The sequence below is a fragment of the Bacillus sp. SLBN-46 genome (assembly GCF_031453555.1).
Taxonomy (GTDB): domain Bacteria; phylum Bacillota; class Bacilli; order Bacillales; family Cytobacillaceae; genus Neobacillus.
Genome location: NZ_JAVIZM010000001.1, coordinates 711,339 through 729,327 on the forward strand (window position 1 = coordinate 711,339; position 17,989 = coordinate 729,327).

14 protein-coding genes, 21 tRNA genes, 3 rRNA genes and 1 pseudogene are annotated in these 17,989 nt (G+C 43.6%); 33 read left to right on the forward strand and 6 right to left on the reverse strand.

The annotated features are described in order from the left end of the window. Window positions 1-16: 16 nt before the first annotated feature. On the forward strand, window positions 17-877 hold the full coding sequence (locus QFZ87_RS03690) for an EamA family transporter (RefSeq protein WP_309857904.1): 861 nt from the start codon (window positions 17-19) through the stop codon (window positions 875-877). Between the two features lie 121 nt (window positions 878-998). Beyond that, complete coding sequence (locus QFZ87_RS03695; RefSeq protein ID WP_309857906.1) at window positions 999-1,871, forward strand: YitT family protein; 873 nt, start codon at window positions 999-1,001, stop codon at window positions 1,869-1,871. 31 nt (window positions 1,872-1,902) lie between these two features. On the opposite strand, the gene QFZ87_RS03700 is transcribed toward QFZ87_RS03695, so the two are convergent. Together QFZ87_RS03700 and QFZ87_RS03705 are read right to left on the reverse strand one after the other, a co-directional pair. Continuing rightward, window positions 1,903-2,319, reverse strand: a complete 417-nt coding sequence (locus QFZ87_RS03700; protein ID WP_309857908.1) for a DUF1284 domain-containing protein — start codon at window positions 2,317-2,319, stop codon at window positions 1,903-1,905. A gap of 195 nt (window positions 2,320-2,514) precedes the next feature. Continuing rightward, window positions 2,515-2,955 carry a DUF6376 family protein gene (locus tag QFZ87_RS03705; protein ID WP_309857910.1) on the reverse strand — a complete coding sequence of 147 codons (441 nt, stop codon included), beginning with the start codon at window positions 2,953-2,955 and terminating at the stop codon, window positions 2,515-2,517. Between the two features lie 209 nt (window positions 2,956-3,164). Here QFZ87_RS03705 and QFZ87_RS03710 point away from each other — a divergent pair, with 209 nt between their 5' ends. After that, the gene (locus tag QFZ87_RS03710; RefSeq protein ID WP_309857913.1) at window positions 3,165-3,686 is read left to right on the forward strand and encodes a hypothetical protein; all 522 of its coding nucleotides are present in this window, start codon (window positions 3,165-3,167) and stop codon (window positions 3,684-3,686) included. Window positions 3,687-3,781: 95 nt separating this feature from the next. On the opposite strand, the pseudogene QFZ87_RS03715 reads toward QFZ87_RS03710, so the two are convergent. Beyond that, window positions 3,782-4,180: pseudogene (locus tag QFZ87_RS03715) on the reverse strand (DUF3888 domain-containing protein); the annotation flags it as partial. 269 nt (window positions 4,181-4,449) lie between these two features. On the opposite strand from QFZ87_RS03715, the gene QFZ87_RS03720 reads away from it, so the two are divergent. Continuing rightward, a complete protein-coding gene (locus QFZ87_RS03720) occupies window positions 4,450-4,962 on the forward strand; it encodes a histidine phosphatase family protein (protein ID WP_309857919.1) in 513 nt (170 codons plus the stop codon). A gap of 59 nt (window positions 4,963-5,021) precedes the next feature. Here the strand turns inward: QFZ87_RS03720 and QFZ87_RS03725 are convergent, their stop codons facing one another. Both QFZ87_RS03725 and QFZ87_RS03730 read right to left on the reverse strand, forming a co-directional pair. After that, entirely contained in the window at window positions 5,022-5,441 is a 420-nt protein-coding gene (locus QFZ87_RS03725) for an SRPBCC family protein (RefSeq protein WP_309857921.1), read from the reverse strand. A 399-nt stretch (window positions 5,442-5,840) separates the two neighbouring features. Then, window positions 5,841-6,182, reverse strand: a complete 342-nt coding sequence (locus QFZ87_RS03730) for a YqzG/YhdC family protein (RefSeq protein ID WP_309857924.1) — start codon at window positions 6,180-6,182, stop codon at window positions 5,841-5,843. A 35-nt stretch (window positions 6,183-6,217) separates the two neighbouring features. On the opposite strand from QFZ87_RS03730, the gene QFZ87_RS03735 reads away from it, so the two are divergent. Then, window positions 6,218-6,652 (forward strand): hypothetical protein, encoded by a 435-nt coding sequence (locus QFZ87_RS03735; RefSeq protein WP_309857927.1) that lies wholly within the window; start codon window positions 6,218-6,220, stop codon window positions 6,650-6,652. Between the two features lie 57 nt (window positions 6,653-6,709). Here the strand turns inward: QFZ87_RS03735 and QFZ87_RS03740 are convergent, their stop codons facing one another. After that, window positions 6,710-7,237, reverse strand: a complete 528-nt coding sequence (locus QFZ87_RS03740) for an ECF transporter S component (protein WP_309857930.1) — start codon at window positions 7,235-7,237, stop codon at window positions 6,710-6,712. Window positions 7,238-7,330: 93 nt separating this feature from the next. On the opposite strand from QFZ87_RS03740, the gene QFZ87_RS03745 reads away from it, so the two are divergent. The 28 genes from QFZ87_RS03745 (at window position 7,331) to QFZ87_RS03880 (ending at window position 17,946) form a co-directional block, all read left to right on the forward strand. Further along, window positions 7,331-7,900, forward strand: a complete 570-nt coding sequence (locus QFZ87_RS03745; RefSeq protein WP_309867627.1) for a cysteine hydrolase family protein — start codon at window positions 7,331-7,333, stop codon at window positions 7,898-7,900. Between the two features lie 39 nt (window positions 7,901-7,939). Continuing rightward, a complete protein-coding gene (locus QFZ87_RS03750) occupies window positions 7,940-8,743 on the forward strand; it encodes an aminoglycoside phosphotransferase family protein (RefSeq protein WP_309857933.1) in 804 nt (267 codons plus the stop codon). A 372-nt stretch (window positions 8,744-9,115) separates the two neighbouring features. Further along, window positions 9,116-10,653 (forward strand): 16S ribosomal RNA (locus tag QFZ87_RS03755). A 201-nt stretch (window positions 10,654-10,854) separates the two neighbouring features. Continuing rightward, window positions 10,855-13,790, forward strand: a 23S ribosomal RNA gene (locus tag QFZ87_RS03760). Between the two features lie 80 nt (window positions 13,791-13,870). Beyond that, a 5S ribosomal RNA gene (gene rrf, locus QFZ87_RS03765) occupies window positions 13,871-13,987 on the forward strand. The 16S, 23S and 5S rRNA genes sit together here with 21 tRNA genes alongside, the layout of an rRNA operon. 41 nt (window positions 13,988-14,028) lie before the next feature. Further along, window positions 14,029-14,103 (forward strand) — tRNA-Glu (locus QFZ87_RS03770). Window positions 14,104-14,107: 4 nt separating this feature from the next. After that, window positions 14,108-14,183: transfer RNA gene (locus QFZ87_RS03775), tRNA-Val, on the forward strand. 9 nt (window positions 14,184-14,192) lie between these two features. Then, a tRNA-Thr gene (locus QFZ87_RS03780) sits at window positions 14,193-14,268 on the forward strand. Between the two features lie 19 nt (window positions 14,269-14,287). Beyond that, window positions 14,288-14,363: transfer RNA gene (locus tag QFZ87_RS03785), tRNA-Lys, on the forward strand. 14 nt (window positions 14,364-14,377) lie between these two features. After that, a tRNA-Leu gene (locus tag QFZ87_RS03790) sits at window positions 14,378-14,462 on the forward strand. A gap of 13 nt (window positions 14,463-14,475) precedes the next feature. After that, a tRNA-Gly gene (locus QFZ87_RS03795) sits at window positions 14,476-14,547 on the forward strand. Between the two features lie 8 nt (window positions 14,548-14,555). Beyond that, a tRNA-Leu gene (locus tag QFZ87_RS03800) sits at window positions 14,556-14,644 on the forward strand. A 22-nt stretch (window positions 14,645-14,666) separates the two neighbouring features. Continuing rightward, window positions 14,667-14,740: transfer RNA gene (locus tag QFZ87_RS03805), tRNA-Arg, on the forward strand. Window positions 14,741-14,746: 6 nt separating this feature from the next. After that, window positions 14,747-14,823: transfer RNA gene (locus QFZ87_RS03810), tRNA-Pro, on the forward strand. A 28-nt stretch (window positions 14,824-14,851) separates the two neighbouring features. After that, a tRNA-Ser gene (locus QFZ87_RS03815) sits at window positions 14,852-14,944 on the forward strand. A 29-nt stretch (window positions 14,945-14,973) separates the two neighbouring features. Next, window positions 14,974-15,047 (forward strand) — tRNA-Met (locus QFZ87_RS03820). Between the two features lie 3 nt (window positions 15,048-15,050). Beyond that, window positions 15,051-15,127 (forward strand) — tRNA-Asp (locus QFZ87_RS03825). A gap of 44 nt (window positions 15,128-15,171) precedes the next feature. Continuing rightward, a tRNA-Phe gene (locus tag QFZ87_RS03830) sits at window positions 15,172-15,244 on the forward strand. A 31-nt stretch (window positions 15,245-15,275) separates the two neighbouring features. Then, a tRNA-Tyr gene (locus QFZ87_RS03835) sits at window positions 15,276-15,360 on the forward strand. Between the two features lie 7 nt (window positions 15,361-15,367). Next, window positions 15,368-15,443 (forward strand) — tRNA-His (locus tag QFZ87_RS03840). Window positions 15,444-15,460: 17 nt separating this feature from the next. Next, window positions 15,461-15,532, forward strand: a tRNA-Gln gene (locus QFZ87_RS03845). 4 nt (window positions 15,533-15,536) lie between these two features. Continuing rightward, a tRNA-Cys gene (locus QFZ87_RS03850) sits at window positions 15,537-15,610 on the forward strand. 5 nt (window positions 15,611-15,615) lie between these two features. Further along, a tRNA-Gly gene (locus tag QFZ87_RS03855) sits at window positions 15,616-15,689 on the forward strand. A 6-nt stretch (window positions 15,690-15,695) separates the two neighbouring features. Further along, window positions 15,696-15,769: transfer RNA gene (locus QFZ87_RS03860), tRNA-Ile, on the forward strand. Window positions 15,770-15,788: 19 nt separating this feature from the next. Further along, a tRNA-Asn gene (locus QFZ87_RS03865) sits at window positions 15,789-15,863 on the forward strand. Window positions 15,864-15,940: 77 nt separating this feature from the next. Next, window positions 15,941-16,014, forward strand: a tRNA-Arg gene (locus QFZ87_RS03870). 391 nt (window positions 16,015-16,405) lie between these two features. Then, window positions 16,406-16,915 carry a sigma-70 family RNA polymerase sigma factor gene (locus QFZ87_RS03875; protein ID WP_309857936.1) on the forward strand — a complete coding sequence of 170 codons (510 nt, stop codon included), beginning with the start codon at window positions 16,406-16,408 and terminating at the stop codon, window positions 16,913-16,915. Next, a complete protein-coding gene (locus tag QFZ87_RS03880) occupies window positions 16,912-17,946 on the forward strand; it encodes a hypothetical protein (RefSeq protein ID WP_309857938.1) in 1,035 nt (344 codons plus the stop codon). The genes QFZ87_RS03875 and QFZ87_RS03880 overlap by 4 nt, the downstream gene beginning before the upstream one ends. Window positions 17,947-17,989 lie beyond the last annotated feature (43 nt).

Below are 17,989 nucleotides of genomic sequence, written 5' to 3' on the forward strand. Positions count from 1 at the left end.
AAAAGAAGGGTTTGGAATGAGTGTAGTGTTGGCCTTGTTGGCCGCTTTGTTTGCGGCAATAACCGGGATATTAGCCAAGATCGGAATGGAGAACGTCAATTCCAACTTAGCCACGGCGGTTCGGACCATCGTTGTGGTGATCATGGCTTTTATCGTGGTCCTGGTTACCCATCAACTTCATACGATTTCTACGATTACCAACAAAGCATTATTGTTTATTGGCCTTTCGGGCATTGCAACGGGTTTGTCATGGCTGTTTTTTTTCAGGGCTCTGGCAATAGGAGAAGTGTCTAAGGTCGTGGCGATTGATAAGGCCAGTATTGTGCTGACCATTATTTTATCGATTCTTGTGTTGGGAGAGCCTGCAAAAGCCGTGGTAATTGCGGGTGGGGCCATTATTTCCATTGGTACGTTTATCTTAATTGGAAAAAACGAAGAGAAGAAACGATTTACAGGCTCTCAACGCTATATTGTCCATGCGATGATAGGGGCTGTGTTTGCTGCGTTAACGGCTATTTTAGCAAAAATAGGGCTGGAAGGGGTCGATTCGAATGTCGGTACCTTTTTGCGAACTGTTGTCATCCTCTTTTTTGCATGGGGGATCGTGTTGTTTCAAGGGACATTTAAGGAGTTGTGGCGGATCTCCAAAAAGGGCTATCTTTTTCTTATCCTATCAGGTGTGGCCACTGGTTTGTCGTGGCTGTGCTATTTTGCTGCGATTGCCTTAGGGGATGTTTCGGTCGTAGCTCCCATCGACAAATTTAGTGTCGTGCTCACGATGGTGTTGAGCTTTTTTATTTTAAAAGAGAAAGTAGCAAAACATAAGATTTTGGGCGGAGTCATTATTACGGTTGGGACGATTATCTTGATTTTATAAGGGGGATTGGCTCATTTTTCCGTGTCAGCTTGTCTTTATGGATAGCAGGCCTGCCGGAATAGGTAAAGGAGAATGTTATGGTAAAATTAAATAAATAAAGAAAAACAAAGCGAGGAATTTGATGAGTACGATTAAAAAACAAAAGACGAACAAACTGAAATGGATTTTACGGGGGTTCATGGTGATCCTCGGTGGATTTATTGCGGCCTATGGACTTGAAACGGTATTAATTCCAAATAACGTTTCGGATGGGGGCGTGACGGGTCTTAGCATCGTTGGCTCCGAACTGTTTGGTTTACCACTAGGAATTCTCATTGCCGTGTTGAACCTCCCCTTCATTTGGTTAGGCTATAAACAGATTGGTAAAAGCTTCGCGATTTTTTCGATTATCGGAATCATCTCACTAGCTGTTGGGACAAGCCTCATGCACCATACCCCGGCTATTATTGAAGGGGATACCTTGTTAATTACTGTAGTGGGCGGGATTATCCTCGGTTTTGGGATGGGGTTAGCCTTGCGTAATGGCGGTGCGTTAGATGGCATTGATATGCTTGCCGTCCTGCTCTCGCGGAAATTACCGTTTGGGACAAGTGACCTTATTCTCTTCTTAAATACGTTTGTATTTATTTTCGTTTCCACCGTATTCGGTCTCCAAGGGGCCTTCCTTTCAGCCATTGCCTACTTTATCGCTTCAAAAGTCATTCATATTGTTGAAGAAGGGTTAAGCGGCTCGAAAACCTTCCTTATTATCACGAATCAACCTGAATCAATGATTGAGACCATTCGTGATCGCTTAGGCCGTGGGGCAACCTATAAAGAAGCGTACGGCGGTTTTTCCAATGAAATGTTTAAAGAAATTACCTGTGTCATTAACCGATTAGAAGAAACCAAGCTAAAGGAAATCATCAATGAAATTGACCCGAAGGCCTTCGTTACTGTCTATGATGTAGCAGAAGTAAAGGGCGGCAATTTCAGAAAGATTGATATTCATTAATGAAACGTTCAAGCAAAAAAACAGGGAGGGCTTATTTCACTTCTCTTAAGCCCTTCCCATCAAGAATCTCTTGAATGCCTTCTTCACAAACCCCGTAGGTTCGCCAGTGGCAGGTTTCACAAACAATCTGAATATCAGTGGGGACGACCTGCCTTTTGATGCGGGCCTCAATGTCTTCCCACTTCAGGATTTTCCCGATTAGAAGGTCCATTTTTTCTAAAATAACAGCATCCCTCTCATAGAGGTTGGCATCCTGACAGTGGTAATCGCCAGTGTTCGGGTACTTTTCACATAATTGATCAGGTCCTTTTACAAGCTCAATCAACGTTTCAGGGTTCTCCCTCAAGGTTTGATGCAAACGCGTCATATTTTCCACATATTCTTGGGAATAGCCCATTCCACGATAGCCCAAAAGGCAAAAAAGATGATGTCCACGTAGCTTATACATAATTAACCCCCAGTTCGACAGGTATTAATGTTAACTAAAGTTATTTTTTGGTTGACTTATACTTTTATCTTAACATATTAGATTTGCAAGTGATACGAGTATATTGCGATATAGACACTATGTTTATTGCTGAGATAGCTCGTGTAGTGATCACTTAAAAAAACAGCCAGTTTACCTAACTGGCTGTTTTTTATGCTATTGCCCCAGGTTTTTTATTCTATTTAACAAATTGGTTACGTCATTAACCGTTGTAAATAGTTGGGAGCTTTCTAACTGATCCAACGCCAAATGTCCGTTTTGTAACACTTCGTTGATTTCGTCAAGTAAGAGTTCATTTTTAACAACTAATTCTTGATGGATGTCTTTTGCCACAGTAGGGACGTCATTGATGTTAATAAAGGCTACTATATCCTGCTTAAGGGTCACCAATTTAGTTTCAAGTTCTTTCTGGATAGCTAAATCATTGGCAGCTTGCTCGATCAATTGAGGAGCTTCCTCTGCAAAGGTATTTAATTTATTAATATGGTCAGTCGCTTGATTGACATATTCAATTGAATTATTCACTTCCCCTAGAAATGAGCATGCGTTTAGGAACAGTGAGGCCGCAATTATAAGAAAAAAATGTACTTTTTTCATACTCCGACTCCTTTCTAAAATTCTATTTAAATGTATGATACGTATCACTTCATAAAAAGTTTCAATTCTAGAATACCAAGGGGAGGGTTCTAGTGGGGGTGAAGGAGGAGTTTCATAAACAGAAGTTGAACAGTTTTGTGATAGAAGGTTGGGTATCTAGTAGGTAAAAGGGCAACCTAAGGAAAAATTGTACTAGGTGGCGTTGGGAATTGAGGATAACGGTCTTAGTTCTAATCTTATTTAGTTACTTTACCCCATTTACTTTACCTGTTAGAGGAGAAGAACCTACCGCTCCAATAAATATTATCAAATACTATATTCATGATCTAAATAATAATCAGTGGGAAAATGCTATTTCTTGGTGGAATAATGATAATAGACAGCAATTGTTAGACTTTGTTGCTAACAAAGAAAATCAAGCGGATAAACGTGGCTTGTTGAATATTAAAAAAGCGAATCTTGTTAGGTGGAAGGAACTACCTTACGAATACGGCAAACAATTTTTGCCTGATCGTTATATAGAGAAATTTAATAACCCTAGAGTGTATTATGTTGGGGTAAATTATAAGGTGCACTCACAGAACAAGTATTTTATAGAGGGTGTTAATTACTTCTTGATTGCTATGGTTTTAGAGGATGGTCAGTGGAACACGTTCCAGTCAAATCTATTATTTCTGATGGTTACAGTTTTGGTACGGAGGATGAAAAAACTTACGATGAAAGAAGGTTAAAGTTATAAGAGTACTTAAAATCGTTTCGTAAGAACAAATCTAAACAACTTTGGTAGCTTATTAAAATCAAACTGTCCTTGTAATTTGGTAGATAATTCATACGTCTTTAGGTGAGTGTGATTGATTAACTCCACTTCTGGTCCATATGAAATCCGATATGTCATTCGGTCCTTGCCAACGGGAACGTGGCGTCCACCATCGTCAGGCTCAATTTCAAAGGTAATCTCTAATAGTAAGCCACGAAAGCTATTTACTCTTTTTGTTTCAATCACTTCAATTAACCATGGAGAGACCTGTGGTGAAAAATCCTTTAAAATCTTAGGATAATAATATTTTTTCAAATCTTCTCTGATATAAGGAGTAAGCATGTTCATAAGCATATCCTGTAACCGAAGTTCTTCGGAATCTTGAGTGGGTTGATCTGCCGAAGCGGTTGTTGTTTGAAAAGAAGCAATAAGAAGGGAAAATATAAAAGCCATTAGCATCTTTTTCATTCTTTTCAATCCACCTCTTTTCGATTATGTAGTCGTATTATTACCTTTTTTGGATAGGGTATGTGCTTATTGAACGGTGCTATCTAGTGAAAGAAGGATTTAAAGGTAAGGAAAAAGAATTTTATAAACATCATTGCTTAAATTAGAGGTGGAACATTTATTACGTTTAAACCTAATAGAATTAGTCTTTATTTTAATGTATATACCTTTTTGTTCAAGCATATTGTCCTTATAGAACTTTGAATTATAAAGATTAAGGAGTGTGAAAAATGCAGATTTTGTTGATTCGTCACGGAGAATCGGAAGATGACTTTTTAGAGGAAAATTATAATGGAACAACAGATTTGCCTTTAACACCCAATGGACGGATACAAGTAGAGAAAATGGCGCAACGCGTATTAAATGAGTTTCCACCTGATTTTATATGGAGTAGTACGTTAAAAAGAGCTAGGGAAACTGCCGAGAAATTAACCAATATGATTGGTTGTCCTGTTGAATACATAGATCAGTTAAGAGAACAACAGGAATCAGAGAGTAATCTAGAATTTAGGTTGCGCGGGGAAAGGGTTCTTTCAATTATCAAAGAAAATAGTAGTGAGTATACTAGAGTTGCAGTAGTAACCCACGGTGGAATGATCACCAAAATGATTGAAAGTTTTCTTGAATTACCAAAGGAAAATAATAAATGGTTCCACACCAATAATACAGGAATTCATTTTTTGGATTATTACAAGGGTCTACAAATAATAAGGTTTGCAAATAGTACATCTCACTTAGATTAATGGTGTCAGGCACCTACAAGGGACAATTGCCCATGAGGGGTGCCTGACACCACGGCTTTTTACGATTGCTCTGCGTATTTTTTGAAGTTGTCTAGAATCGCCTGCCATCCTTGTTGCTGCATCTCAACGGGATTCGTCGTTTCAGCATCAAACGTTTCGATTACTTGGGTTTCGTTTCCTTGACCTTTAAAGGTAATTTGAACTTTTCTTCCATCGCCGAGTGTATAAGCGATCACTTCATGCAATTTCACTTCATCATAAATTCCACCAAAATCGAAGCCAAAACTGCCATCTTTGGCCTCCATGCGCGAATGGAATTTCCCACCTGGTCTTAGATCATTTTCTGCAACTGGTGTGTGCCAGTCGTCTGAAGCACTGTTCCATTTGGTTATATGAGTGGGCTCTGTCCAGTATTCCCATACCTTTTCAACGGGTGATTGAACAGTTGTTTCTACTGTTACTTGTTTAACTGATTCCATTTCCTCTACCGCCTCTCTTAAAACGATTTTTTTATCCGATTTTTCCACAATAGATGCCTGACTTTATTGTAAAAGATTTTGAAAATTCACGCCACTTCTTCATTGTATCCTTTTGGTGCCATTGTAATTCGACTGGTGGCGCTAGAGTTTATGATCAAACAGAGCTCATCTATCAAGTGCAAGGAGGAAATTTCTCTTTTGAAGCGGTTCGAAAGGCCAATGGCAGGACAATATAAACAGCATTGTTATTATGAGCCGAAAGAATGTCCTGACACGCATTTAGCTGGTAACAAAACGAGCAGGGGAATAAAAAGGAATATTTTTCTAGTTTAGAGAATTACTTAAGGAGGACAATTGATTAATAAATTTACGGAAACTACGGCAGGTTAGTTCAAGGTATCATTTGGTGGTTTCCTTAAAAGTGACCCTAATGACTTTTTCTGTTGTATTGTTAAATTCAATATCTACTAAAACGCCAAATTCTTTTTGTTGATCTTTTAGCCATAATTTAAATTTCTCAGTTGACGACCGAGAACCGCTAATTCGTCCGATATGGAGATAGTCATTAATTTGGGCATTTGGGTACTTCTCCTGAGTACTCTTCATTGCCAAACGTCCCCACTTAGCATAGGGAGGAATAGGTTTCCGTTGTGCGTATGAGGTATGAGTAAAGTTCGATGAATAGATACCACTTGAGCTTGAAACGAAAATAATGACTAAACAAATCAATAACTTTTTCATAGGATAATCCTCTTTGTTTTTATTTTTATCTTTAGATGATTATTCATAATTTATGTAAGGATTTTGGTGATAAAGGTGTAATGGGGGTGATGGGCATGAGTCAGAGGTCTTACTTATTATTTATAGGTTCAGTAATTTTCACAATAATTATGTTATGTGGATGCAGTTATAACCATTTAGAAGATAAAATTATTAAAGATAATGACATAACAAAAATCACCCTTTATAAGAATTGGGATAAAGAAGGACCGTTTGTCATTAAAGATAGGAAGGTTATCAGACAAATAATCCAAAAGATTAATTCGTCTCCCAGAAGGGACATATCAAAAATAGCGTTTGAACGTGGAGCAGATGGAAGAATGATTTTTGAAGGGAAGAATTCGATTTATAAAATGGGAGTTTTTAGTGACTCAGGGAATATAGTGACGAAAAAATACTATATTCATACTGCCTTGAACCTAATGGAGTAAAAATGGGGACAGTCCCCCGCTGCTTTAAAGCGCTGGGGGACTGTCCCCATTATTTGTTTACTGTTTAGCTCTTTTCTTTAATCGTCCTACAAGAGGGACTACGATGATACCCGCTATGACGACCTGCATGATGTTTCCAGGGACCGAACCAAAAGGCTGAATCCAGTTTCCGTATAGAATCACCTCGGCAAAATAGTAGCCAACCACCTTGATGATTAACGCAGTTGCGATTGCCAAAGAGTTCACAACGACCCTTTTGCCAGGTACTTTCTCGGAAATAAGTCCGACTACAAAGCCCATTGCCCCAACAATGACAAAGGTAAATGGTGACCATAGGGCCCAACCAGAAATCACATCGAACAAGCCCATTCCGAAAGCGCCTGCTATGAATCCTGTTCTTTTGCCGTATACTAAGGCAGCAATAAAAAGAGGTACGTTACCCAAATGGATGAGACCTCCGTTACCCATTAATGGGAGCCTAATGTTAATGAACATTGTGGCTACGAGGGTTAAGGCGATGAAAAGTGCGTTAATGACGATGACTCTTGTTTTAGTTGATCCTGTCGATGATAATGTTGTATTCATATGATAACCTCTTCTGTTTTTTAAAATAATATCATATATACACATACTTAATAAATACATAATACGATTAAAATGAATAGGAGAAGAAAATACATGAACAATCAAAATGGTAAAACGGCATTGTTAGTAATGGATCTTCAAAATGGTATTGTATCCCGCTTCGCAGAAAACACTGAGATTCTTCAACCGTTCCAGAGAGCTGTGGAAGCCGCTCGGCAAAATCATATACCCGTTATTTTTGTTCGAGTAGGGTTTAGTGAAGGCTACCCAGAGGTCAGTCCAACAAACAAGATATTCTCAGCTATCTCTAAAGCCGGTGGAATGACCCTCATGGATTCATCTACCCAAATTCACGAATCTGTCCAGCCTAAGCCTGATGAGCCCATTATTACCAAGTATCGTATTAGTGCCTTTGCGGGCAGCAATCTTGAAGTCATCCTTCGCGCACAACAAATTAACACACTTATTCTCAGCGGAATTTCTACAAGTGGAGTAGTATTATCAACAGTAAGGGAAGCGGCGGATAAAGACTTTTCCATTACTGTGCTTTCGGATGCGTGTCTGGATGCAGATTCTGAGGTTCACCGTGTGCTCATGGAAAAAGTATTCCCGCGCCAAGCGGAAGTGCAGAATGTTGAAGGTTGGATTGGCACTTTGAAGTGATAGTGCCCCATTTATAAATTATCATTTTCAAAATTCGGAGTGACCAAATTGGAACCAATTCATTTGAGCGAAATCCCTATTGAAATAAAACAATATGTGGGAACGATTCATTCTATTAGTTTTCCACGACAAGGATATACCTCTGATGTAGGAATAATTGATACAAGTAGTGGGATGTACGCACTAAAAAGAACAAAAGGGGAGATCTTTAGTTCTTGGCTACATAAAGAAGTAACCGTGATTAACCTTTTGGTTAGTGGAAGCACATTGCCCATTCCGAAAGTGAAGAGATTCATTATGGAAAAAAATAAAGGTCAATCTTGGGCTCTATTGGATTTTTTCGAGGGGGAAACCTTAAGAACGGCTTTATTCAACGAGGAAGATGCGGAGAAAAGAAGAGAGATGATATTTAACTTTGGAAAGACCCTTTCTCAAATCCATTTAACTCCTTGTCCAAAGGAATTCATACATGAACAACCTTGGATTGATAAAATGTTAATCCAGGCGGAATGTAATTTGAAAAATAGCAAGGTGGATGGAACGGGACCATTATTAGAAAAGATTAAAATGAATAGGCCTAATGAGTATAAGCAGACGCTTATTCACGGAGATTATACAATAGATAATGTATTAGTAAAAAACGGCCTCATTACAGGTGTAATCGATTGGGGTGGTGGAGCTTATGGAGACCCTAGATATGATGTTTCAATAGCTATTCGCCCCAAACCTAATGCGTTCGAGAATGAAGTAGATCAACAAATTTTCTTTGAAGGCTATGGGAAAAAGATCATTAATAAAAGGGAATATGATTATTTTGTTAACGGATTATACGAGTTCTTTTAAGGTGAATTCTTAGACTGCGAATTGATATAATCTAAAAACTGTTGACACTAGGTGATTGTGATAGTAATATAGTAATTCCTGATGCGGAACAACACGGTTTTGGTTGTTTCTTTTGAAAAAATAAAATTCAGGATTGACGAAGTTGGTTTTATAGTATAGTATTAATTTCTGTTGCTGCTAGTCAGTAACGCTTGAAAAAAGAAATTAAAAAAGTTATTGACTTACAGTTGATAACTTGATAAGATTTAAAAGTCGCTTTCGAGCGATGGTGAAATTGTTCTTTGAAAACTAAACAAACAAAACGTCAACAAACAAAATTATTTCGTTTCTTTAATGAAACGAAGCCAACGTAACAAAATGAGCTAATCAACTTTCTTGGAGAGTTTGATCCTGGCTCAGGACGAACGCTGGCGGCGTGCCTAATACATGCAAGTCGAGCGAACCACTTCGGTGGTTAGCGGCGGACGGGTGAGTAACACGTGGGCAACCTGCCTGTAAGACTGGGATAACTTCGGGAAACCGGAGCTAATACCGGATAATCCTTTTCCTCTCATGAGGAAAAGCTGAAAGACGGTTTCGGCTGTCACTTACAGATGGGCCCGCGGCGCATTAGCTAGTTGGTGAGGTAACGGCTCACCAAGGCGACGATGCGTAGCCGACCTGAGAGGGTGATCGGCCACACTGGGACTGAGACACGGCCCAGACTCCTACGGGAGGCAGCAGTAGGGAATCTTCCACAATGGACGAAAGTCTGATGGAGCAACGCCGCGTGAGCGATGAAGGCCTTCGGGTCGTAAAGCTCTGTTGTTAGGGAAGAACAAGTACCGGAGTAACTGCCGGTACCTTGACGGTACCTAACCAGAAAGCCACGGCTAACTACGTGCCAGCAGCCGCGGTAATACGTAGGTGGCAAGCGTTGTCCGGAATTATTGGGCGTAAAGCGCGCGCAGGCGGTCCTTTAAGTCTGATGTGAAAGCCCACGGCTCAACCGTGGAGGGTCATTGGAAACTGGGGGACTTGAGTACAGAAGAGGAAAGCGGAATTCCACGTGTAGCGGTGAAATGCGTAGAGATGTGGAGGAACACCAGTGGCGAAGGCGGCTTTCTGGTCTGTAACTGACGCTGAGGCGCGAAAGCGTGGGGAGCAAACAGGATTAGATACCCTGGTAGTCCACGCCGTAAACGATGAGTGCTAAGTGTTAGGGGGTTTCCGCCCCTTAGTGCTGCAGCTAACGCATTAAGCACTCCGCCTGGGGAGTACGGCCGCAAGGCTGAAACTCAAAGGAATTGACGGGGGCCCGCACAAGCGGTGGAGCATGTGGTTTAATTCGAAGCAACGCGAAGAACCTTACCAGGTCTTGACATCCTCTGACACTCCTAGAGATAGGACGTTCCCCTTCGGGGGACAGAGTGACAGGTGGTGCATGGTTGTCGTCAGCTCGTGTCGTGAGATGTTGGGTTAAGTCCCGCAACGAGCGCAACCCTTGATCTTAGTTGCCAGCATTCAGTTGGGCACTCTAAGGTGACTGCCGGTGACAAACCGGAGGAAGGTGGGGATGACGTCAAATCATCATGCCCCTTATGACCTGGGCTACACACGTGCTACAATGGATGGTACAAAGGGCTGCAAGACCGCGAGGTTTAGCCAATCCCATAAAACCATTCTCAGTTCGGATTGTAGGCTGCAACTCGCCTACATGAAGCCGGAATCGCTAGTAATCGCGGATCAGCATGCCGCGGTGAATACGTTCCCGGGCCTTGTACACACCGCCCGTCACACCACGAGAGTTTGTAACACCCGAAGTCGGTGGGGTAACCGTAAGGAGCCAGCCGCCTAAGGTGGGACAGATGATTGGGGTGAAGTCGTAACAAGGTAGCCGTATCGGAAGGTGCGGCTGGATCACCTCCTTTCTAAGGATATAAGCTGGACATATGAGCCAGACAAAACATGTTTGTTTGATTGTTTCTTGTTTGTTTAGTTTTGAGAGTGCAATTTCTCTCAAACATCGTTCTTTGAAAACTAGATAATCGTAATGAAGAAGTCAAGTAACACATCGAGTAATCGCCATTTTAGTTTTCTCTCTTATTTAATTAAGAGAAATAAACCTTTTAGGTTAAGTTAGAAAGGGCGCACGGTGAATGCCTTGGCACTAGGAGCCGATGAAGGACGGGACTAACACCGATATGCTTCGGGGAGCTGTAAGTAAGCTTTGATCCGGAGATTTCCGAATGGGGGAACCCACTGTTCGTAATGGAACAGTATCTTTACCTGAATACATAGGGTATTGAAGGCATACCCGGGGAACTGAAACATCTAAGTACCCGGAGGAAGAGAAAGCAAACGCGATTCCCTGAGTAGCGGCGAGCGAAACGGGACATAGCCCAAACCAAGAGGCTTGCCTCTTGGGGTTGTAGGACACTCAACATGGAGTTACAAAGGAACGGGGTAGATGAAGCGGTCTGGAAAGACCCGTCAGAGAAGGTAAAAACCCTGTAGTCGAAACTTCGTTCCCTCCTGAGTGGATCCTGAGTACGGCCGGACACGTGAAATCCGGTCGGAAGCAGGGAGGACCATCTCCCAAGGCTAAATACTCCCTAGTGACCGATAGTGAACCAGTACCGTGAGGGAAAGGTGAAAAGCACCCCGGAAGGGGAGTGAAATAGTTCCTGAAACCGTGTGCCTACAAGTAGTTAGAGCCCGTTAATGGGTGATAGCGTGCCTTTTGTAGAATGAACCGGCGAGTTACGATCCCATGCAAGGTTAAGTTGAAGAGACGGAGCCGCAGCGAAAGCGAGTCTGAATAGGGCGATTGAGTATGTGGTCGTAGACCCGAAACCAGGTGATCTACCCATGTCCAGGGTGAAGTCCAGGTAACACTGGATGGAGGCCCGAACCCACGCACGTTGAAAAGTGCGGGGATGAGGTGTGGGTAGCGGAGAAATTCCAATCGAACTTGGAGATAGCTGGTTCTCTCCGAAATAGCTTTAGGGCTAGCCTCACGTAGTTAGAGTCTTGGAGGTAGAGCACTGTTTGGACTAGGGGCCCTCATCGGGTTACCGAATTCAGACAAACTCCGAATGCCAAAGACTTATCCGTGGGAGTCAGACTGCGAGTGATAAGATCCGTAGTCAAAAGGGAAACAGCCCAGACCACCAGCTAAGGTCCCAAAGTTTACGTTAAGTGGAAAAGGATGTGGAGTTGCTTAGACAACCAGGATGTTGGCTTAGAAGCAGCCACCATTTAAAGAGTGCGTAATAGCTCACTGGTCGAGTGACTCTGCGCCGAAAATGTACCGGGGCTAAACGTAACACCGAAGCTGTGGATTGACATCTTAGATGTCAGTGGTAGGAGAGCGTTCTAAGGGCGTTGAAGCTAGACCGTAAGGACTGGTGGAGCGCTTAGAAGTGAGAATGCCGGTATGAGTAGCGAAAGATGAGTGAGAATCTCATCCACCGTATGCCTAAGGTTTCCTGAGGAAGGCTCGTCCGCTCAGGGTTAGTCGGGACCTAAGCCGAGGCCGAAAGGCGTAGGCGATGGACAACAGGTTGATATTCCTGTACCACCTCTTTATCGTTTGAGTGATGGGGGGACGCAGGAGGATAGGGTAAGCGCGCTGTTGGATATGCGCGTCTAAGCAGTTAGGCTGGAAAGTAGGAAAATCCGCTTTCCGTGAAGGCTGAGCTGTGATAGCGAGGGAAATTTAGTACCGAAGTTCCTGATTCCACACTGCCAAGAAAAGCCTCTAGCGAGATAAAAGGTGCCCGTACCGCAAACCGACACAGGTAGGCGAGGAGAGAATCCTAAGGTGAGCGAGAGAACTCTCGTTAAGGAACTCGGCAAAATGACCCCGTAACTTCGGGAGAAGGGGTGCTTTTTGAGGTGAATAGCCTCGAAGAGCCGCAGTGAATAGGCCCAGGCGACTGTTTAGCAAAAACACAGGTCTCTGCGAAGCCGCAAGGCGAAGTATAGGGGCTGACGCCTGCCCGGTGCTGGAAGGTTAAGAGGAGGGGTTAGCGCAAGCGAAGCTCTGAATCGAAGCCCCAGTAAACGGCGGCCGTAACTATAACGGTCCTAAGGTAGCGAAATTCCTTGTCGGGTAAGTTCCGACCCGCACGAAAGGCGTAACGATCTGGGCACTGTCTCAACGAGAGACTCGGTGAAATTATAGTACCTGTGAAGATGCAGGTTACCCGCGACAGGACGGAAAGACCCCGTGGAGCTTTACTGTAGCCTGATATTGAATTTTGGTACAGCTTGTACAGGATAGGTAGGAGCCTGAGAAACCGGAGCGCTAGCTTCGGTGGAGGCGTCGGTGGGATACTACCCTGGCTGTATTGAAATTCTAACCCGCACCCCTTATCGGGGTGGGAGACAGTGTCAGGTGGGCAGTTTGACTGGGGCGGTCGCCTCCTAAAGAGTAACGGAGGCGCCCAAAGGTTCCCTCAGAATGGTTGGAAATCATTCGTAGAGTGTAAAGGCACAAGGGAGCTTGACTGCGAGACCTACAAGTCGAGCAGGGACGAAAGTCGGGCTTAGTGATCCGGTGGTTCCGCATGGAAGGGCCATCGCTCAACGGATAAAAGCTACCCCGGGGATAACAGGCTTATCTCCCCCAAGAGTCCACATCGACGGGGAGGTTTGGCACCTCGATGTCGGCTCATCGCATCCTGGGGCTGTAGTCGGTCCCAAGGGTTGGGCTGTTCGCCCATTAAAGCGGTACGCGAGCTGGGTTCAGAACGTCGTGAGACAGTTCGGTCCCTATCCGTCGTGGGCGCAGGAAATTTGAGAGGAGCTGTCCTTAGTACGAGAGGACCGGGATGGACGCACCGCTGGTGTACCAGTTGTCTTGCCAAAGGCATCGCTGGGTAGCTATGTGCGGACGGGATAAGTGCTGAAAGCATCTAAGCATGAAGCCCCCCTCAAGATGAGATTTCCCATAGCGTCAAGCTAGTAAGAACCCTGAAAGATGATCAGGTTGATAGGTCAGAGGTGGAAGCGTGGTAACATGTGGAGCTGACTGATACTAATCGTTCGAGGACTTAACCAAGTTTTAAAGCGAACTCGTTGTTTACAAACACTTCTTCTACATTATCTAGTTTTGAGAGAACGATCTCTCAACAAAATAGGTCTGGTAGCTATGGCGAGAAGGTCACACCCGTTCCCATACCGAACACGGAAGTTAAGCTTCTCAGCGCCGATGGTAGTTGGGACGAAAGTCCCTGTGAGAGTAGGACGTTGCCAGGCCAGCCCCAATTGGGGCTATTATTTTTGTCAAAATTTCATTTGGCCCCTTGGTCAAGCGGTTAAGACACCGCCCTTTCACGGCGGTAACACGGGTTCGAATCCCGTAGGGGTCACCATTTTGGAGGATTAGCTCAGCTGGGAGAGCATCTGCCTTACAAGCAGAGGGTCGGCGGTTCGATCCCGTCATCCTCCACCATATAACAATGCCGGGGTAGCTCAATTGGTAGAGCAACTGACTTGTAATCAGTAGGTTGGGGGTTCAAGTCCTCTCGCCGGCACCATGCTTTTTACATCTAGTACGAGCCATTAGCTCAGTTGGTAGAGCATCTGACTTTTAATCAGAGGGTCGAAGGTTCGAGTCCTTCATGGCTCACCATTTTAAATGAATATGCGGGTGTGGCGGAATTGGCAGACGCACCAGACTTAGGATCTGGCGCCGCAAGGCGTGGGGGTTCGACTCCCTTCACCCGCACCATTTAATTTTATATGCGGAAGTAGTTCAGTGGTAGAACACCACCTTGCCAAGGTGGGGGTCGCGGGTTCGAATCCCGTCTTCCGCTCTCATATTGCCGGGGTGGCGGAACTGGCAGACGCACAGGACTTAAAATCCTGCGGTAGGTGACTACCGTACCGGTTCGATTCCGGTCCTCGGCACCACTTAAGTTTATTTAATTCATATGCGCCCTTAGCTCAGCTGGATAGAGTGTTTGACTACGAATCAAAAGGTCGGGAGTTCGAATCTCTCAGGGCGCACTTTAACGGGAAGTAGCTCAGCTTGGTAGAGCACTTGGTTTGGGACCAAGGGGTCGCAGGTTCGAATCCTGTCTTCCCGACCAGTCCGAACTATTTTTAATGTGATAATATGGAGGAATACCCAAGTCTGGCTGAAGGGATCGGTCTTGAAAACCGACAGGCGGGTTAAACCGCGCGGGGGTTCGAATCCCTCTTCCTCCTCCATTATATTTTACAAAACAATATTCTATTGTCGCGGGGTGGAGCAGTCCGGTAGCTCGTCGGGCTCATAACCCGAAGGTCGCAGGTTCAAATCCTGTCCCCGCAATATGGTCCGGTAGTTCAGTTGGTTAGAATGCCTGCCTGTCACGCAGGAGGTCGCGGGTTCGAGTCCCGTCCGGACCGCCATTTTTATCCCAGTAGGTTAACTCTACTGTTGATATATATTGTGTGGCTCAGTAGCTCAGTCGGTAGAGCAAAGGACTGAAAATCCTTGTGTCGGCGGTTCGATTCCGTCCTGAGCCACCTTTTAATAGTAAGTAAGTTTTAAATCTGTGGAGGGGTAGCGAAGTGGCTAAACGCGGCGGACTGTAAATCCGCTCCCTCAGGGTTCGGCGGTTCGAATCCGTCCCCCTCCACCACATTATGGCGATTGTGGCGAAGTGGTTAACGCACCTGATTGTGGTTCAGGCATTCGTGGGTTCGATTCCCATCAGTCGCCCCATTTATTTTATAAATTATTGGGCTATAGCCAAGCGGTAAGGCATCGCACTTTGACTGCGACATGCGTTGGTTCAAATCCAGCTAGCCCAGTCATGGCAGCATAGCCAAGTGGTAAGGCAGAGGTCTGCAAAACCTTTATCCCCGGTTCAAATCCGGGTGTTGCCTCCAAACATGCGGGTGTAGTTTAATGGTAAAACCTCAGCCTTCCAAGCTGATGTCGTGAGTTCGATTCTCATCACCCGCTCCAAACTATGGGCCTATAGCTCAGCTGGTTAGAGCGCACGCCTGATAAGCGTGAGGTCGATGGTTCGAGTCCATTTAGGCCCATCATAACAGTATGTTTTATTCCGCAGTAGCTCAGTGGTAGAGCTATCGGCTGTTAACCGATCGGTCGTAGGTTCGAGTCCTACCTGCGGAGCCATTTTTTATTTACGGGCAGGTTTTCTTGAGGCTGAAGAGTTACAGTTCTCACGTTCCGCCGTTAATACATATCCTAATGCGCCTTTAGCTCAGCTGGATAGAGCATACGCCTTCTAAGCGTACGGTCAGAGGTTCGAATCCTCTAAGGCGCGTAAAAATTAGAAAACGCTAAATTTAGCGTTTTTTTTTGCTCTTTTTTGACGTAGAGGGCACACAGGGAAGGAACTCTTGGCTCTAAAGACCTCCTTGATGGGAAAAAAGCCAACATAATCTTTAGGACTACGACTACCGAATCCTCTTATCGACCGGTTTGAAGAAGATATCATCCACTTTCCGCAGATTATCGTCCACTTTCGACCTCATATCGTCCACTTCCACCAACTTATCGTCCACTACACACAAAAAAACGTGGGGACAGTCCCCCGCCGCTTTAAAGCTTTAAAACATCGGGGGACTGTCCCCAAAAAAATTTTTTTACATTTCTTCGTCCAAAATGAACTTTGTTTCGGTCTAATAGTGTAAAGAGAATAAAGGGGTGAGGAAATGACCTTTTCTGCCAATGATGGAATCCTAAATGAGAAGTTATTTATTAGCTTATTTGAAACACATAAAGATTCGATCTATCGGATGGCCTATATGTATATGAAGAATCAAGCGGACTCATTGGACATCGTCCAGGAGGTTGCCTATCGCGCATTTAAAAACAGAAACAGTTTAAAGGAATTGGGTTACTTTAAGACATGGATTATGAAAATCACCATCAATGCATCCATTGACTTTTTAAGGAAGAAACAAAAAGTGGTCGAGCTGCCTTTTACTAGAGAACTAGGAACACAGCAGACGGAAGACGAATACTCAGATTTATTACTAAACGAGCTACTACATGCCTTAGATGAAGACGAAAAAAGGTTAATTTATCTCAAGTATTATCAGGAATATACCTTCCAGGAAATTTCGGAGATTGTTGATTCACCAGTCAGTACGGTCAAGTCGAAAATTTATCGAACCTTAGAAAAAATCCGCTTGGATTATCCGAAGGAGGAACTTTCATGAATAAGATTCAGAGGGAGCTAGAAAAAATTCAAATTCCAGATGAGGTAATGGTGCGTATGTTTAAAGGTATCGAGCAAGCAAAAGGGGAAGAGATGGCAACGCCGATAAAAGCCCGGGGCATGAGCAAAAGAAAAAAACTCATCGGTTCATTAGCAGGACTTGTGGCGGTGGGGGGATTGTTCTTCGGTTCTACCTTTGTCTCTCCAGCAATGGCACAGATAGTATCTAAAATTCCATTCTTAAATGAAGTATTTATGAAAGACCTTGATAAGGATGTGGCAGATTCCGTTTTGAATCTTGTTCGGAAAGAAGGTTTGAAACGCGGATACGAGGTTACAGGAATGCGTGTGGGTCAAGGATTGATGGAGGGGGACGATCCGGATAAAGTCTACGTCTTCCTAAAAAGTAAAGATTATAATGAACAAAGGAAATTGGAAGTTGAAAATCTTACGAAAAAGTTTCTCGATCAGAAGGGATACTATGCTAAATCGATAGACGTTCTTCCGTTTAAAGCTGATTTTTATGCCTCTATGAGACGAATCAATCGCATCATGATGGCGGAAGCCCAAAAAATCGAAACATTAATCAAGGATAAAGGGTATAGTGTCGATTACGTTGGAATGAATCGAGGGGTTAATGAAATATTTGTGATCCTTCCAGAGACAGAAAAACACGTGGATGACGTTCGGACGATCATCCAAACCTATCAAAAAGAGAAGTATAATGAATTTTCTTTGGATATTCGATCAGTGAACCTAAATAATATAGATGAGGAAACGAAGCTCAAAAAGAATCTTTATACGACTTTCGAAGGGTTACTAGCTAAGAAAGAGGCGTACAAAATCAATTCTTTCACTTACTCTACTAAGGGTGAGCTTGTCATTACGATCGAAACCTCTCTTGAGAAAAAGGATCAGAAGTTAATAGAGCAAATTCGTAAGGAAGTAGCAGCACAAGTAGACAAAGTATACAAACAACCGTACACCATTAACATGGTTGGATTAGAGGATTTGAAGACAGTTGGGGAATAATTTTTCTATCAAAAAAGACTGCCATTGTGCAGTCTTTCTGTCT

Excerpts from the sequence above, each read along its gene's own strand:
- QFZ87_RS03700 (WP_309857908.1), bottom strand. The coding sequence starts at position 2,319 with ATGTATAAGCTACGTGGACATCATCTTTTTTGCCTTTTGGGCTATCGT.
- QFZ87_RS03705 (WP_309857910.1), bottom strand. The coding sequence starts at position 2,955 with ATGAAAAAAGTACATTTTTTTCTTATAATTGCGGCCTCACTGTTCCTA.
- QFZ87_RS03730 (WP_309857924.1), bottom strand. The coding sequence starts at position 6,182 with ATGAAAAAGTTATTGATTTGTTTAGTCATTATTTTCGTTTCAAGCTCA.
- QFZ87_RS03740 (WP_309857930.1), bottom strand. The coding sequence starts at position 7,237 with ATGAATACAACATTATCATCGACAGGATCAACTAAAACAAGAGTCATC.
- QFZ87_RS03735 (WP_309857927.1), top strand. The coding sequence starts at position 6,218 with ATGATTATTCATAATTTATGTAAGGATTTTGGTGATAAAGGTGTAATG.
- QFZ87_RS03745 (WP_309867627.1), top strand. The coding sequence starts at position 7,331 with ATGAACAATCAAAATGGTAAAACGGCATTGTTAGTAATGGATCTTCAA.
- QFZ87_RS03880 (WP_309857938.1), top strand. The coding sequence starts at position 16,912 with ATGAATAAGATTCAGAGGGAGCTAGAAAAAATTCAAATTCCAGATGAG.
- QFZ87_RS03690 (WP_309857904.1), top strand. The coding sequence starts at position 17 with ATGAGTGTAGTGTTGGCCTTGTTGGCCGCTTTGTTTGCGGCAATAACC.
- QFZ87_RS03720 (WP_309857919.1), top strand. The coding sequence starts at position 4,450 with ATGCAGATTTTGTTGATTCGTCACGGAGAATCGGAAGATGACTTTTTA.
- QFZ87_RS03725 (WP_309857921.1), bottom strand. The coding sequence starts at position 5,441 with ATGGAATCAGTTAAACAAGTAACAGTAGAAACAACTGTTCAATCACCC.
- QFZ87_RS03695 (WP_309857906.1), top strand. The coding sequence starts at position 999 with ATGAGTACGATTAAAAAACAAAAGACGAACAAACTGAAATGGATTTTA.
- QFZ87_RS03875 (WP_309857936.1), top strand. The coding sequence starts at position 16,406 with ATGACCTTTTCTGCCAATGATGGAATCCTAAATGAGAAGTTATTTATT.